Annotated in this window: 15 protein-coding genes and 1 pseudogene; 11 read left to right on the top strand and 5 right to left on the bottom strand. The window is 31.7% G+C overall.

The features are described 5' to 3' along the window. The first annotated feature begins 26 nt into the window (after positions 1-26). Both ACODH8_RS09165 and ACODH8_RS09160 read left to right on the top strand, forming a co-directional pair. Positions 27-752, top strand: coding sequence for an SDR family oxidoreductase (locus ACODH8_RS09165; protein WP_332465892.1), 726 nt, complete (start codon positions 27-29; stop codon positions 750-752). A gap of 22 nt (positions 753-774) precedes the next feature. Continuing rightward, the gene (locus tag ACODH8_RS09160) at positions 775-1,635 is read left to right on the top strand and encodes an aminoglycoside 6-adenylyltransferase (protein ID WP_332465891.1); all 861 of its coding nucleotides are present in this window, start codon (positions 775-777) and stop codon (positions 1,633-1,635) included. Positions 1,636-1,646: 11 nt separating this feature from the next. Here ACODH8_RS09160 and ACODH8_RS09155 read toward each other — a convergent pair whose 3' ends face one another. Further along, positions 1,647-2,219 carry an ECF transporter S component gene (locus tag ACODH8_RS09155; protein WP_332465890.1) on the bottom strand — a complete coding sequence of 191 codons (573 nt, stop codon included), beginning with the start codon at positions 2,217-2,219 and terminating at the stop codon, positions 1,647-1,649. Continuing rightward, positions 2,209-3,033: a bifunctional hydroxymethylpyrimidine kinase/phosphomethylpyrimidine kinase gene (gene thiD, locus ACODH8_RS09150; protein ID WP_332465889.1), complete on the bottom strand. Its 825-nt coding sequence runs from the start codon at positions 3,031-3,033 to the stop codon at positions 2,209-2,211. Before thiD ends, ACODH8_RS09155 begins: the two co-directional genes overlap by 11 nt. A 122-nt stretch (positions 3,034-3,155) precedes the next feature. Here thiD and ACODH8_RS09145 point away from each other — a divergent pair, with 122 nt between their 5' ends. The 5 genes from ACODH8_RS09145 (at position 3,156) to speD (ending at position 9,685) form a co-directional block, all read left to right on the top strand. Next, positions 3,156-4,574 (top strand): PLP-dependent aminotransferase family protein, encoded by a 1,419-nt coding sequence (locus tag ACODH8_RS09145; protein ID WP_332465888.1) that lies wholly within the window; start codon positions 3,156-3,158, stop codon positions 4,572-4,574. A gap of 92 nt (positions 4,575-4,666) precedes the next feature. Further along, entirely contained in the window at positions 4,667-5,167 is a 501-nt protein-coding gene (locus ACODH8_RS09140) for a hypothetical protein (protein WP_332465887.1), read from the top strand. Next, positions 5,157-6,437 (top strand): hypothetical protein, encoded by a 1,281-nt coding sequence (locus tag ACODH8_RS09135; protein WP_332465886.1) that lies wholly within the window; start codon positions 5,157-5,159, stop codon positions 6,435-6,437. The genes ACODH8_RS09140 and ACODH8_RS09135 overlap by 11 nt, the downstream gene beginning before the upstream one ends. A gap of 363 nt (positions 6,438-6,800) precedes the next feature. Beyond that, a complete protein-coding gene (locus ACODH8_RS09130) occupies positions 6,801-8,351 on the top strand; it encodes an endonuclease MutS2 (RefSeq protein WP_332465885.1) in 1,551 nt (516 codons plus the stop codon). Beyond that, positions 8,351-9,685: an adenosylmethionine decarboxylase gene (gene speD / locus ACODH8_RS09125; protein WP_332465884.1), complete on the top strand. Its 1,335-nt coding sequence runs from the start codon at positions 8,351-8,353 to the stop codon at positions 9,683-9,685. The genes ACODH8_RS09130 and speD overlap by 1 nt, the downstream gene beginning before the upstream one ends. A 37-nt stretch (positions 9,686-9,722) precedes the next feature. On the opposite strand, the gene ACODH8_RS09120 is transcribed toward speD, so the two are convergent. Both ACODH8_RS09120 and ACODH8_RS09115 read right to left on the bottom strand, forming a co-directional pair. Next, entirely contained in the window at positions 9,723-10,685 is a 963-nt protein-coding gene (locus ACODH8_RS09120; protein ID WP_332465918.1) for a CynX/NimT family MFS transporter, read from the bottom strand. Beyond that, a complete protein-coding gene (locus ACODH8_RS09115; RefSeq protein ID WP_332465883.1) occupies positions 10,646-10,864 on the bottom strand; it encodes a hypothetical protein in 219 nt (72 codons plus the stop codon). The genes ACODH8_RS09120 and ACODH8_RS09115 overlap by 40 nt, the downstream gene beginning before the upstream one ends. A gap of 113 nt (positions 10,865-10,977) precedes the next feature. Here ACODH8_RS09115 and ACODH8_RS09110 point away from each other — a divergent pair. Then, positions 10,978-11,846 (top strand): annotated as a pseudogene (locus tag ACODH8_RS09110) (LysR family transcriptional regulator). A gap of 49 nt (positions 11,847-11,895) precedes the next feature. On the opposite strand, the gene ACODH8_RS09105 reads toward ACODH8_RS09110, so the two are convergent. After that, positions 11,896-12,783, bottom strand: a complete 888-nt coding sequence (locus ACODH8_RS09105) for a fructose bisphosphate aldolase (RefSeq protein ID WP_332465880.1) — start codon at positions 12,781-12,783, stop codon at positions 11,896-11,898. Between the two features lie 404 nt (positions 12,784-13,187). Between ACODH8_RS09105 and ACODH8_RS09100 the strand changes: the two genes are divergently transcribed. From ACODH8_RS09100 to ACODH8_RS09090, 3 genes are all read left to right on the top strand, one after another. Next, positions 13,188-13,751, top strand: a complete 564-nt coding sequence (locus ACODH8_RS09100) for an XRE family transcriptional regulator (protein WP_332465879.1) — start codon at positions 13,188-13,190, stop codon at positions 13,749-13,751. Positions 13,752-13,761: 10 nt separating this feature from the next. Continuing rightward, the gene (locus tag ACODH8_RS09095) at positions 13,762-14,931 is read left to right on the top strand and encodes an MFS transporter (protein ID WP_332465878.1); all 1,170 of its coding nucleotides are present in this window, start codon (positions 13,762-13,764) and stop codon (positions 14,929-14,931) included. 238 nt (positions 14,932-15,169) lie between these two features. Next, positions 15,170-15,325 carry a teichoic acid D-Ala incorporation-associated protein DltX gene (locus ACODH8_RS09090; RefSeq protein WP_420504190.1) on the top strand — a complete coding sequence of 52 codons (156 nt, stop codon included), beginning with the start codon at positions 15,170-15,172 and terminating at the stop codon, positions 15,323-15,325. Position 15,326 lies beyond the last annotated feature (1 nt).

Genomic DNA, 15,326 nt, shown 5'->3' with positions numbered 1-15,326 from the left:
AAGATGGTTTCAAGGAGGGACAATAAATGACTCAAACATATATGATTTTTGGTGGAAGTAAGGGCCTAGGAGATGCTTTTGCTCAAGGTTTACCTCAAAAAGGAGACAAGGTGTATATCTTATCTAGAAGCTTACCGCGCTCAATTGATTTATTAGATGATGGTGTTGAGAGAATCTGGTTACAAGCTGATTTGTCTGACTACAAAGGCATCGATGCTATTAAAGAAAGACTACAAGATGAGCCGATTGATGTCTTGATTTACAATGTTGGAATTTGGGAAGAACGTGGATTTGAAGATGATTATGATTTTTCAAAAGATAAAGCTGATGCGATTAATACATTGATTCAAACTAATATCACTTCACCTATCATCTATTTACAAGGGTTATTACCAAATGTTATTAAAAGTCAGAATAGGAAAATTATTTTGATTGGTTCAACAGATGGTTTAGAAAATAACCAGTCAACTCAAGTGTCATTTGTGGCTTCTAAGTTTAGTATGCGAGGTATAGCTCATGCCTTAAGAGAGCATTTACGTGATGATCAAGTTGCTGTGACGTGTATCAATCCAGGGAATATGGCAGCTGAAATTCCGTATGAAGAGGGCGCTGAAGTAGCCTTAAAAACGTATGATCAGGAAAGAATTCCTGTCCAAGACGTTGTAAATCTAGTAAAAGTTGTATTAACGATGTCTCCAGCAACAGCAATTAAAGAAATAAATATACCCGCTATGAAAGATACTAATATTTAAAAAGTGTGTTAAGGAGGAAGAAATGAGAACACAAGAAGAGATGTTAGAACTATTCACACAAGTTGCAAGAGAAGATGAGCGTATTCGTTTATCTGTTTTAGAAGGTTCTTTAACCAATCTAAGTATTCCAAAAGATAAGTATCAAGATTACGATGTTACTTTTTTTGTTACTGAAAAAGAATCTTATTTAAAAAATGATGATTGGTTAGCTATTTTTGGGAAAGTTGTCTATATGCAAAAACCAGAAATGATGACATTATTTCCTTCAGAATTCCCAAAGATGTTTTCTTATTTAATGTATCTAGATGATGGTGTGAAAATAGATTTGAGTTTAGTTTTAGTAGAAGATTTAGAGTGGTATTTAAGCGAGTCGGACGGTTTAGTTGAAAGTATGGTTGATAAAGATCAATTATTAACTGAAATGTCTCCAGCAACAGATAAAATCTATTGGTTAAAACAGCCAACGCAAGCAGAATTTAATGATTGCTTAAATGAATTTTGGCATGTTTCGACATACGTGGCTAAAGGGCTTGCGAGAGATGAACTGCTATTTGCAATGGATCATCTGAATGAAAATATTAGAAAAGAGCTACTCCGTATGATGTCTTGGCATGTTGGAAATCATCATGGCTATCATCAAAGTTTAGGTAAAAACTATAAGTTTATTAACAACTTTTTAACTGAAGAAGAATGGGCTGAGTTTTTACTGACTTTTGATTTATCTACGAAAGAAAAGATGGAAACCTCATTTTGGTTAACACTAGATTTATTTAAAGCATATGCTAAAAAAGTAAGCAGTGAGCTGTCTTTTGTTTATCCAAATGATGATGAAATAATAATTGATTTTATTGAGAAATACTATTTAAAAAGAAAAGAGAAGTAAAGGAATAATCCTTACTTCTCTTTTCTAAGCATTTTATTTGTTAGCATTGTAACTGGTTTATAAAGTATCGTTACAATAATAATGGCAGCAGTTGCGTTAATGACAGTTATATACAAAGTGCTGATACTTGCAGTGGTTGCAACTCCTAAAGAAGCTCCCATCATTAATTGCATCACAAGATTTTTTAAAAAGGTCATTCCGATTTTAGCTATTGCTGTAAAAATCATGATAGTTGGAATAAACCAAACCTTATCTTTGAATTTTTTGAGTTGATAAAAGCCTAGCGTTAAAACAGCACCTAAGACAAAGCTTTCTAAAATAAAATAAGGTGCTTCAATCGCAAAACCATTTAATACATCAAATATCGCAAACCCAATACCTCCAGCTAATGAACCTTTGATAAATCCTAAAGTTAAAACAGCTAAGCATAAAATAGGCATTCCAAAATGAAAAAAGGGATTTCCCATTAGTGCAGGGAGTGGTACCCGTATGCTAGTTCCTATTACTGTTAAAGCGGCAAATAATCCCATTAATACTACTTCACTGACTGCCCATTGATTTCCTTTTTGTTTATTAATTTCCATTTTTCATCCTCTTTTCTCCTTCTTGATAAGCTCCGTGCCAAACGTAGCCTGTAAAATCATTTAAATAAATACCATTTTTAATAGCGCTCAAGACATATTTTTTTGCTAGTTGAACAGCTTCTTCCACAGACAATCCTTTTCCAATTCCTGCTGTAATGGCAGCGGCAAATGAACAACCAGCGCCGTGATTTGTTGGGGTGAGTTGTTTTTGACTTTCAAACCATAAAAAATCTGAACCATTATAAAGCAAATCAATTGCTTTATCTCCTAGTAATCGATTGCCGCCTTTAACAACAACATTTTTTGCTCCTAATTGATAGATTTTTTTGGCAGCAACTTCCATATCCTCTTTTGTTGTAAGACTAGTCATATCAGCGAGAATACGAGCTTCAACTAAATTAGGTGTAATAACATCTGCTAATGGTATTAACCTGTTAATCATTTCATTTAATAACTCAGGTTGCAAGACCTCATTTCCCACTTTAACGGCCATAACTGGGTCTAGAACGATTTGTCTTTGCTTATTGTTTAACAAGTAAGATTCTATTAAAGTCACAGTTTCCGTACTTCCTAATAAACCTAGTTTAACAGCGTCAAGACTTCCACCAGAAAAAGCAGTCCTTAGTTGATTAGCCATTACATCATAAGGAATTGGAAAGATATTAGGTATTCTAGTTTGCGGATCAACACTTAACAGACTAGTAATAGAGCTTATACCAAAAGTTCCGTATTCTTGAAATGTTTTTAAATCGGCTTGAATACCTGCACCACCACCAGAATCTGACCCAGCGATTGTTAGGATTTTTTTTATCATAAAACTCACTCCAAATTTTCAATAAAGTTAGTTTAACATGTAGTTATTTAATTAAAAGAGCCAATTAAGATAAAGTGGACCCATCCAATTTGTGCTATGATAATGAAAAGAGGTGAGTCAAGATGTTTCAAATTGATAAACAAAACTCAATTCCGTTATATCGCCAGTTGATGAATGAGATTATTATTCAGATTAAAGATGAGGAATTACAAAAAGGTGAGAGATTACCTTCAGAGCGTATTTTAGCCAAAGAAGTTGGTGTCAATCGGAGTACAGTTGTTAGAACTTATGATGAGTTAGATGCACAAGGTTTTGTTGAGAGAAGGCCAAACAGTGGGACATATGTTTTAGGCACACAGAGTGAATCTTTTTCTATCAAAAAAATGAATACAACAATATTTTCATCTATCCATCAAAGTGAAAAAATAACTCAGTTTTATTCTGACATTAGAAAAGCAATTCACACTAATTCTGATAAGCTTATCGATACATACACAGGTGAGCTCCCTTCAGAATTGATTCCAAATATTGATTTACCACAATTGAAATGGCAGGAATTTTTAAATGAACGAAATGATAGTTTAGGTTATTATCCTTTGAGACAAGAAATCAGACAGCTGATGAATGAGGGAATTGAAACTGAAATCATGCTAACAGCTGGAGGACAACAAAGCTTATTTTTACTCCTTCAAGTATTATTAAAACCAGGAGATACAGTTGCTATCGAAGCACCGTCATTTTTTAATGGCTTATCTTTGCTGCAATCAATGGCAATTAACATCATTGAAATACCAGTTGATAGTGATGGAATGAAAGTCGCTTATCTTGAAGAAAAAATGGAAAAAGAAACGATTCAATTAGTTTTAACTAATCCTAATTTCCAAAATCCTACAGGTAGTTCGATGACATTAAAACGACGAAAACAGTTGGTTTCATTGTGTCAATTGTACCGAATTCCGATTATTGAAGATGATGTGTTTGGGCAATTATTTTATAAAGAAAATAGCAGCTTACCGCGCTTAAAATCATTAGCACCAAAGCAAGTTATCTACTTAGGTTCTTTATCTAAAGTTTTAGGTAAAGAAATTCAATTAGGTTGGATAGAGGCTTCAAAAAAAGTGTTGGATCAAGTGAAAAAATTAAGAGATGAATCGGAGAGTCAATTAAGTATTTTTCCGCAAGTTTTAGCTGCCCACGCTTTACAGAGTGAGACTTTTAAAGAAGAGTTAATTGAGTTGAGAACTCATTTATTGGCATTAAAAAGTCTTTTTATAGAGACTTTAGAGCAACAGTTAAAAGGAGAATTTACTTATATCAACCCTCAAGGTGGTTATTATATTTGGTTAACCTATAGAGGTAGAAAATTAATGGAAACAGATTGGTATTATTTTTTAGAAAAAGGAATATTGATTTTTCCAAGTTTTTTCATTTCAAGTGATGTACAAAGTTGTCGAATTAATCTATCTCGATTAGATAACAAGAGTATTCCGGAATTTATCAGTCGATTAAGTGAAATAGTAGAAATTTGGCAATCTGAATAGACTTATTATTTGATTTAATCTATAAGTGTCTTGTAAGAAACGAGTTACCACGCTATCATGGTATTAAATAACGAATGTTAGGAGTTTTTTTATTGAAGGAGTATGAAGAGGCTTTGTTGCTTTGTAAGAAACAAAAAAAGCAGAATAAGCAACTAATTATGTTAACAGTTTTGTTAATTGTTTTAGGAAGTATGTTTGTTTTGGTTGATATTATCAGAATTAATCCAATGGTTGTTTTTTTATTATTATTGTTGATTGTAATTGGATATGCGATAAAAACGAGAGTTACAAGTACTCAATATGATAATTTATTAAAATTTTTAAAACGTTATCAACCTGCTGTTTTAAAGAAAAAAGAAATGGTTATGTTTATTGATCAACAACTTTCTAAAAAATATGAAACAGTGGAGTTAAGAAAGTTATTAAAATCAAAAGAAGCTGATAACAAATTCATTAGCAAAATTGAAGATATGATTTTTTTATTCGATGCATTGGAAAATGGAGACATAGAGAAAGTGTCATCCAAAAAGAAATCAAGAAAGAAGAAAAGCAAAAGTAAGAAGCGAACACGAGGTAAGAAAAATGACATTTAAAAAGCAACTATTAGGTGTGATATCTTCATTTTTACTAGTTGGTACAATTGTTTCAGCATCTTCAGAATCGGCCTATCAATCTGTTTATGAAGCACATGAAAAGGAAGCTTTACGTATTGAAAAAGCAATTGACTCAGAATTTATTACGTTAACTGATAAACAAGATTTATCTAATAAAGTGTCAGAGTTTAATCAAGTGAAAAATTATAAAACGAGAGCTGAACTTAAAAAAATAATCAATTCTGAGAAACAACAAGTTGCAAAAGTTGAAGAAAAATTAGTTGAAAAAGAAAAAAAGATAGCTAGTAAAGAGTATGATTATTTAAAAATTGATATCGAAGACCTTGAAAAAAAGAGTAAAGAAGCATTTGTCTTAGGAAGTGACTCAGATGAAACAGCGCAGTTGAAAAAGGAAATCATTCGTTTAACTGATATTGAAACAGTCCATTCAATTAGAGAGTTATCAAGTCAAGTATCAGAGCTAGATAAGAAATTAGCAAATAATCAAGCCAAAGCTAAAGAATTAGTCAATCAATTAACAGAGTTAAATAAAACCAACAATAAGTTAGCAAAAAATGAATATTTACTAGCATCTGATAAAAAAGAATTAGGAAATGATCTAAAAAAGAATAGTGTTTACTTTAAAGATGCAGATGATTTAACTGTTCTTGAAGCGCGTTTTTCAGAGTCTAGTCAGGTGTTAGAAGTTGTTCAAACTAATGTTAAAGAGACAGAAAAAGACTTCAAAGAGAATAAAAGTGAAGCAACAAAATTATTGAGTCACGTGAAATTATTAGTTGAAGAAGGCGACTTAACTAAGGAAGAAATCGCTAGTATTAATAAACATATGGGGTCATTAATAGACCGTTTAGATTTGAAAAACTACCAACCTGGAGATTTAAAGAGACATCAAGCTGCATTAAAAGCTGATTATGAAGATTATGGAAAGTTAAGTAAAGAACGAATAGAAAAAGCCAGGAAAATAGCCGAAAAAGAAGCCAAAGAGCAACAAAAACGTGAGGAAGAAGCTCAAAAGAAAGCTGCACAGGAAGCGCAACGTCAAGCACAACAAAATCAAAATAATCAAAGTGTCGAGCAACCTACAACAAATGGTGAATGGACGCAAGCACCTAGTGGACATAGGTACTTAAAAGTAGAGAGTGGTAAGACATATAGGCAAGTGAAAAACCCAAATAATTTCCAGTTAATTACTGATGAAGAAGCAGCGTCGTATAGTCCAGGTCATGGTAACGGATCTGCGAAACAATGATTATTGATTGACGAAAAGAAGTTAATCTGATAATCTGTCAATAACAAATCAACTAAAAAAACGAAATGAGTGAACTTTGTGAGTGCCGTAGGTATCTAAACAAACAATAATTGAAAAAACAAAAAAACTACTAATTCAGTAGATTTATTTGTTGTACCCAATAATTAAGTTTGAGATATCTGTCATTTATAGGCACCATTTTCCATTTCTTTAAGAAGAGGTTATAATCCTGTTCTTTTTAAGAAAGGTTATTTGACTATAATTAAGAAGATAAAAAAAGCGTTTGGGTAACAATACCCGAACGCTTTTTATGTTGAGTTGATTTGTTACGGCAGACATCTCTTTATTAGAAAGAGAGACAAAATGAAAAATCAAGCAATTAAGCAAACTCAGTTTAATGAGATCAAAAATAAAATAAGTAACTATGCGACAAGTAAAACAGTAAAAAACAGAATTGAGAATTTTGAACCTTCTAGTATTTTAGAAGACGTGTTAATGTTTCAGAAAGAAACAGGAGAAGGAATCATATTAATTGAACAAGAGAAAAGTATTCCGTTCATGGCAAGTGAAGACATTGATAGAATTTTAAGAAAAATAGAAGAAGGATTTATATTAGAGCCTAAAGAATTACTAGAAATATCCGAATTTTTAGCTACTATTAGAAAAATGAAACTCTTTTTTGATACGAATAAAGAAATAGCACCAACCTTATATAGTTATTCAACACATTTAAAGAGTTACAAAGGAATTGAAGAGAAAATCAATTTGTCGATTCAACATAATCAAGTCACATCAGAGGCTTCAAGAGAGTTGAAAAAAGTACGTCAACAAATAACTCGTTATGAATCAGATATAAGGGATAAACTAAATAAATTTTTAGTTCATCCAAGTAATAAGTCTAAAATTCAAGAATTTATGACAATAGAAAGAGAAGGCGTTTTAACGATTCCACTCAAAAGCTCTTTCAAACATAGTGTTAAGGGCAGCATCATCTCAGAATCAAGTAAAGGAGCGACGGCGTTCATTCAATTAGATACAACAAAAGAATTGAATCAAAAATGGCAATTAGCTCAAGCTGAGGAAATAAGTATAATCTATCAAATTTTAGCGGAATTAACGGAAGAAATTGCTAAAGAATTAGAGGGAATCAAGAAAACAATTGAAATTGTATTTTCTTTAGAAATGATTGTAGCAAAAGCCAAGTATAGTGTTGCTATAGGTGGTCAGAAAGTATCAATTAACAATAAAGGAAAGATACATTTAATTGAGGCAAAACATCCTTTATTAGGGAAAGAAGCTGTTCCATTGACCGTTAACCTTGGTGAACAAGAACGAGGACTTATTATTACTGGATCCAATTCAGGTGGTAAAACAGTTGTTCTTAAGACAATAGGATTATTGACATTTATGACCATGATGGGAGTTTTTATTCCAGCAAATAAATCAAGTGAGATTAGCATTTTCGAACACGTGTTAGTAGACATTGGTGATTATCAAGACTTTGATAACGCCCTAAGTACGTTTTCAGGTCATATGAATAATATGGCAGAAATGCTTACTATTGCTAATAGTAACAGTTTAGTGTTGGTGGATGAAATAGGTACAGGTACTGAACCTAGCGAAGGAGCAGCTATCGCGATTGCTATTTTAGAAACATTGGTAGATAAAGGCTCTATCGTTTTAGCATCTACCCACTACGGAGAAATCAAAGAATTTGCGGTTCAAGATACTAATTTTTTAACTGCCGCAATGGCTTTTGATATGGAAACACTAGAACCGCTATATCAACTATTAATGAATCAAGTAGGAGCTAGTAATGGTTTCTTTATTGCTGACAAAATGAATTTAGGTTCAGATATCTTAGCTAAAGCTTATCAGCATTTCAATCATTTTAATGTGTCAGGAGAAAAATAATGAAAACTCTTGAGAAAATAAGAAACAATTTAGAAATCGAAGAATCAATCGAAGTGTTAAAAAAAGGTCTTGCCTGTTTATATTTAAAGAAGACAATTTCAACAAAAGAGTTAGCTAAATTAATGGAGATTCCAGTTCCACTGGCAACTGCTTTTAAAAAGGAATTGGTTAAAGTGGGGTGGCTTAAAAGGGAAAGCTTTTATTTCTTGACTGAGTTAGGACGAAATTTTGTTTTAGATAACTTACATTTTTCAGGCATAGATAAAGGGTTATATATGGAAATAGTATCATCTGAAGAATCACTCTCTGATTTTCTAATTGAGGTTTCAAAGGAATTAGAACCATATATGGAGAAACGACCTCAAGTAAAAAGAAACTTAGACCAAGCCCATGCTACAAAGGAAACTGTCATGAAGAGAGTGGCTTTATTATTAAAAGACCCACTAATATTCTCTAAAAAGATATGTTTTGTTGGAGATGATGATTTAGTGTCGGTTTTCCTATCACTCGTTTTGAAAAAATTGGGTTCTAAAAATGATAATCAAATAACTGTACTTGATATAGATCAAGAGATACTAACCTTTTGTGCAAAGAACAAATGGCATGGTTTATCCATTACAACAAAATATCAAGATGTCAGATTTATTAATCATCAGATGAATCAAGAAGTCGACATCATTATGACAGATCCACCCTATACTACAGAGGGACTATTATTATTCTTAAAAGTAGCTGACAGTTATTTGAAAGAGAATGGATATATTTATTTATCTTTTAGTCATAAATCACCTCATATCCAACGCTTTTTACAAGGCGAATTAAATGCGTTAGGTTATCATTACGTAGAAATTATTCCTAATTTTAATACTTATTTAGGTGGAGGTATAATTGGTAATGTTAGTAATTTATATATATTACAAAAAACTAAATTATCTAGATCACTTGAATCAACGACAAGTATTTATACCCAAGCCTTTAAGAAAAAAGAATCTATTAAATTAGGTTTTCACACGTTATTTGAAGTAAAAGGTTGTCAGGAGAAGAGTTTAAGAAATGTTAAACAAGTTAAGGACAAAATGAAAGCATTAGTCGATATGTATCACTTAAAAGCAGTAGACGAAACTTTTCATCAATTCAAACCATTTGGGGTTAGTGGAGTAATTGTTCTGAAAGAATCTCACTTTACTATTCATACATGGCCAGAATATGGCTATGCAGCAGTGGATTTATTTATTTGCGAGGACATTGTCAATGAAAAACAATTTGCGAATAGTTTAGTATCCATTTTTGAAGCAGAAACTTGTCTGTATCAAAAAGTTTATCGAGAAAACTAAAAAGGTAGGATGACGAATGAAGAGTCATCCTACCTTTTTAGTTATGAAGAAGTTTTTCTGAAAATTTGTCTAATCGAAAATAGCATAAAAAAATGATGACCATAAGAAAAGACCAAGAAGCATTAAAATCTTGAGTTTGTTGTGAAACCCAACCGAAAATAAGTGGCCCCAGAGAACCAATCATAAAGCCACCAGATTGCATAAAGGCAGAAAGATGAATGACTTCATTTGAATTTTTGGCAAGAATCAATGGTAGTGTTAAAGCTAATGGGAAAAGTCCGCCAGCACCAATTGCTAAAAAGATGACAAATAACCACGGAGAGACACCGAGTACCATTAAAAGAATACCAAATAATTCTGAAAAAGAACAAATAAGTAATGATTTTTTAGTTGATTGACTATTTTGGGCTAATCTAGGGACAATAAAACTTACTGGTAGTTGAATGAGGGTAAATGTACTTAATAATAGTCCTGATTCAGTAGTCGAAAAACCAATCGTTTGAACAAAAGGGGCTAACCACGCTGTAAGGGAATAAAAGATAGCTGCCATTGAGGCAAAAAACCACATTAACCAATAATTATTTTTTCGAATGGTATTATTACTTTGCTCTTTTTCAGGAGTTATTACCTTATTAGTAACCAAAGTAGGCAATAATAAAATAGCTGCTAAAAGGGCAAGTAGTCCCCAACAACTTAAAGCAATGTGCCAAGATGAATCAAATTTTTCATAAATAGGAAATGCAAATGTTGAAGCAATAGCAGCTCCTGCTACCATGGAACAAGAGTAAAAACTCATTAACATGGATTCGTTAGGGTAATATTTCTTAATTAATCCTATAATTAGGGGGGCAGAAATACCAATACCAATACCTGCTAATAAAGCAGTAACGATTAACCCAAATGAAGTACTAACAAATAACCGGCTAGATAAAGCGATAAAAATAAAAGACAATGCTATCATTAGTGCCCCTTCAACTTGTAACTTTCTGCTAAGGTAAATAGAAAAAATAGAAGCAGCCCCATAAAAAATACTGGAAACGTTGTTAGCAAACTAGCACTCACATTTCCCATAGTTAAATCGTTTTTTATAATGCTAAGTAAAGGCCCAACTGATGTAATAGCAGGTCTTAAGTTAAGAGACAGGGCAATAATTAATAAAGTAAAATATCGTTTGTTCATAAAATTCCTCTTTTCATGTGTTTCTAAAGAGAAGTATAAAATAGACAAAATGATTAAACCATACTATTGTTATTATAGATATCATAGGAAAAACCTATTGAAAGGAGTTATTTATGGAATTACGACAAATTCACTATTTTTTAGTTTTGGCTAAGGAACTTCATTTTTCAGAAGCAGCTGTTAAACTAGGTATTAGTCAACCTAGCTTGAGTCAGCAAATTAAAGTATTAGAAAGTGAAATAGGGATGCCTTTGTTTGATCGGATTGGTAAAAAGAATAGTTTAACAGAAGCAGGACGTTTACTGTATAGGTATGCTGTAGAGATGGAACATGTACTTGATAATTTCGAAGGAGAATTAGCTGATTTAAGAGAAGAGAATCGAGGAGAAATTAGAGTAGCTATGTTGCCATCTGATTTAGATTACCGAATGGGCGATTTACTATCAGAGTTTTATCAGGATTATCCAGAAATAAAAATAAAAATAATTGCTTCAATCGAAATAGAAAAATTACTTCTCCAAAATGATGTAGATTTTGGGCTTGGAATCAAACAACAAGTTAATAATCAATTAATTCAGAAGAGTGTTTTCACTGAAACATATGACTTGTATATCTCTAAAAAATTAGAAAAAACATTTCAAGAACCAGTGCTGGCTACTGATATTGAGGAACTACCATTGATTATGTTTCCATCAGGCTTTTATGGAAGAGAACTATTAGATAGTTGGGTAAATCAAAAAAAATAACTTTGAATCCAATTATGGAAATTAGTTCTGCTATGAGTCAATTTCAACTTGCAGAGAAAGGCATTGGAATGACTATTCAACCTCAACAATTAAAAAATGAGATTATTCATCAAAATATTGTCGCTTTAGAGATTGAACAACCACCTACACGTGAAGTTGTGATAACGCATATGAAAAATAAATACTTAACAAAAGCTATGGCTGATTTTATGGAACGTTTAAGCTTTTTATTTTAATTCATCAAAAAAAGACAAAAATCATTTAAGTGATTTTTGTCTTTTTTAGTTATGCTATTGACGCATTGTAAATACTTTCGATTGAAGCACCTAATGTCTTATCGAACTCTTCAGCTGTTTGTTGATGAGTTAATCCTTCTGCTAAAGCACGAGAAAAACTTGCGATTAAGTGTTTGTTTCGGCTTAATAATTCATTAGCTTCTTCACGAGAATAACCACCTGATAAAGCAACAACTCGGATAACATGTTCGTGGTTTGCTAAATCTTCATAAAGATTTTCCACAGTTGGAATAGATAGTTTCAACATAACTTTTACATGACTATCAAGTAAATTAAGTTGTTTCATCATTTCTTCTTTTAAGATACTTTCAGCAGCTTCCTTTTCAGGACTGTGAATATCTATTTCTGGCTCAATAATTGGAACAAGTCCTGCTGCAGCAACTTCTTTAGCTAGTTCAAATTGCTGCTCAACAACAGCTTGAATGCCTTCTTTATTTGCTAATTTGATTAATGAGCGTTCTTTTGTTCCGAATACATGATTACTTACTGCTTTTTCAAGTAATTCTTTTAAATTAGGGATTGGGTTTAATAATTGAACGCCGTTGTTTTCCTCAGCTAATCCTTTATCAATTTTTAAGAAAGATAAAATACCTTTGTTTTCCCATAGATAATCAGCTGTGGGAATATTATCGATTGATCTTTCCATTGTACCTTCAAAAAGAATAGCACCTAAAATATGATCTGAATTAAAAACAGAACTTTTAATAATTCGAGTACGCATTTCGTGAACTAAATCAAACATTTCTTTTTCAGTTTGATAACTAGTCTCTTCAATACCGTAAGCTTTTAGTGCTTTAGGTGTGCTACCTCCACTTTGGTCTAGGGCTGCAATGAAGCCTTTACCGTTACTCATTCTGATTAATTGTTCTTGATTCATTAATAAATCCAACCTTTCTTTTTCACAATTAAGAACGCTTTCAAGTTCTTGGTTCTTATTATAACCTATTTAATTATATAATACATACTAAATGGTCTGAAAAAGTTATTTGTTGGTATAATGTATGTAAAATAAAAGGTATAATACGTATTATATAAGGTTGACTGTTATGCTGATAACAAAGTAGTTATTAGAGTTTTATAGGTTTATTTTTGAAAGGTATAGTACCTTTTAAAAGTATTTAAATTATTTTAAGGTAGTCAAGTTTATGTGAAATTATAATATAATACCTTACTCATAAATAATAAATTTCCTTCGACTTTGTTAAATATAATTAATATTATTAATTATATTTACATCGTTTAGTTGATTTGTTACCATATCAGTGTATAAGGAGGGAAATGATGAATTTAACAGCAATTTCTCAAAAAGTAACAGCATATCGACAACAAAATCAATTAACTATTGCCAAAATGTCCGAAGAAACGGGGATAAGTACAGCATTAATCAGTCAAATAGAGAGGCAATTAGCTAATCCAACTTTGTCAGTTCTAGAAACATTAGCAACTACTTTAGGAATAACGGTATCAGAATTGTTGATGGAAGAAGAAAAAGAAGAATCACTTGTATTAAGAGTCGATGAAAGAAAACAAATCTTTTATAATGATGAAGATAAAAAAACATATCACTACATTTTAACACCAGAACCTATGAAAGCTAATTTAAGATTAGCTTTAGTTCATCTTGAACCAGAAAGTATGAGTCTTAATGGTGTATTTTTTGTTCATAAAATCGACGAAATAGTTTTCATTTTAATGGGAGAAGTGACTGTTATTTATGAAAATAGTCAAATATTACTTAAAGCCGGAGATACATTAAGAATACCGGCTAACAAGAAACATCGTTATTTTAATGAGTCTCAAGAACAAGTAGAAATGTTAACAATCAAAACTAATAGATACTTTTAAGGAGAGAAGAATGTCAGAAAAAACACAAAAAAAATACCGTTACTTACTTATGTTGGGTCACATGTTTACGGATATTAACCAAGGAGCTTTACCAGCAATTATTCCTTTTTTGATTATTGAACAACATTTGAGTTATGCAGCTGCAGCTAGTTTAGTGCTAGCTGCCAATCTCGTTTCATCATTTATTCAACCTTTAGTTGGTTACTTAGGGGATAAAAAGTCACGTCCATGGTTTATGGCTGTTGGTATTTTTTTAGCAGGATTAGGTGTATCATTACTGGGGTTTAGTTCTTCGTACTGGCTGAGTTGTATTTTCGCAGCCATTTCAGGTATTGGAATAGCAATGTTTCATCCAGAAGGAGGTAAAATTGCTAACTACGTTTCAGGTATGAATAAAGGTAGTGGAATGAGTATTTTTGCTGTCGGAGGTAATTTAGGGTTTGCTATTGGCCCAATACTTGCTTCAATAGCATTATCGATTTTTGGGATAAAAGGTAGTATTTTATTACTTGTTCCAGCTACATTAATGTCTGTTATTATGTTACTTTTTAATAGTAAGTTAAAAAGTTTAACTCCAAATAATCAGAGCCATATAATAGAAGAAACATCAGCAACTGTTAAAGATGATTGGCAATCATTCTCAAAAGTAATCAGTCTAGTCTTTTGTCGTTCTATCATACTATATGCCTTAACGACATTTATTCCATTATTTTTTATCAGTAAATTTATGGTTTCTGAATCAGTTGCTAACATTAATCTAACAGTTTATTCATTTGTAGGAATTATTTCTACTTTAGTTGGTGGTCAATTAGCGGATCGTTTCGGACTAAGTCGATTAATTAAATTTGGATTTGCGATTCTTGTACCGCTATTATTTTTGATGTTAAATGTTAACAATATGAATGTAACTACTATATTAATAGTTCCTATTAGTTTTGCGATGAATTGTAGTTATGGTTCTTTAATTGCTTTAAGTCAATCATTTGTTCCTAATCGAATAGGTCTTGCTTCTGGAATCTCTTTAGGTCTTTCAGTTAGTATCGGAGGACTATTTGCACCGATTATAGGTCTTATTGGTGATAAATATGGTTTGATGGTAGGTATGTATGTCATTTTAGCCTTCGCGTTATTAGCTTTTATTTTAACTTTTATTATTCCAAAAGAAGATACCTTATTATAGAAGGTATCTTTTTTTGTATTGAAATGCTGAATCTTATTAGATTTTAAGACAAAAAGGGTGTATTTTTAGATTAAGTTGTTTTATAATAAGAAGGTTGTTACAAAATTATTACAAATATGACCAATGTAACGGAAAACTAGGTCTTAGGTCGTAGATAACTTTACACCAAATGCTTGATAAAAAAAGTTTGATTTTGGGTTAAAATCATCTTAAGAAATCACAAGAGAGGATGTTTACAATGGAAATGAAAAATATAGTAAAAAATGAAGAATCTAGAAATTGGTTAGGTTTTGTTGGAAAAACCCTTTTATATACAACTATTTTACTTGGTTTGGTTTATTTATACCACTATAGTTCAGTGGGCGGCGGCTCATTTATTTACAATCAATTTTAAG

Source organism: Vagococcus fluvialis, assembly GCF_048815235.1.
In the GTDB taxonomy this organism is placed as follows: domain Bacteria; phylum Bacillota; class Bacilli; order Lactobacillales; family Vagococcaceae; genus Vagococcus.
Note: the sequence above shows the minus strand (reverse complement) of the source record. Positions and strands in the feature narration are given on the sequence as shown.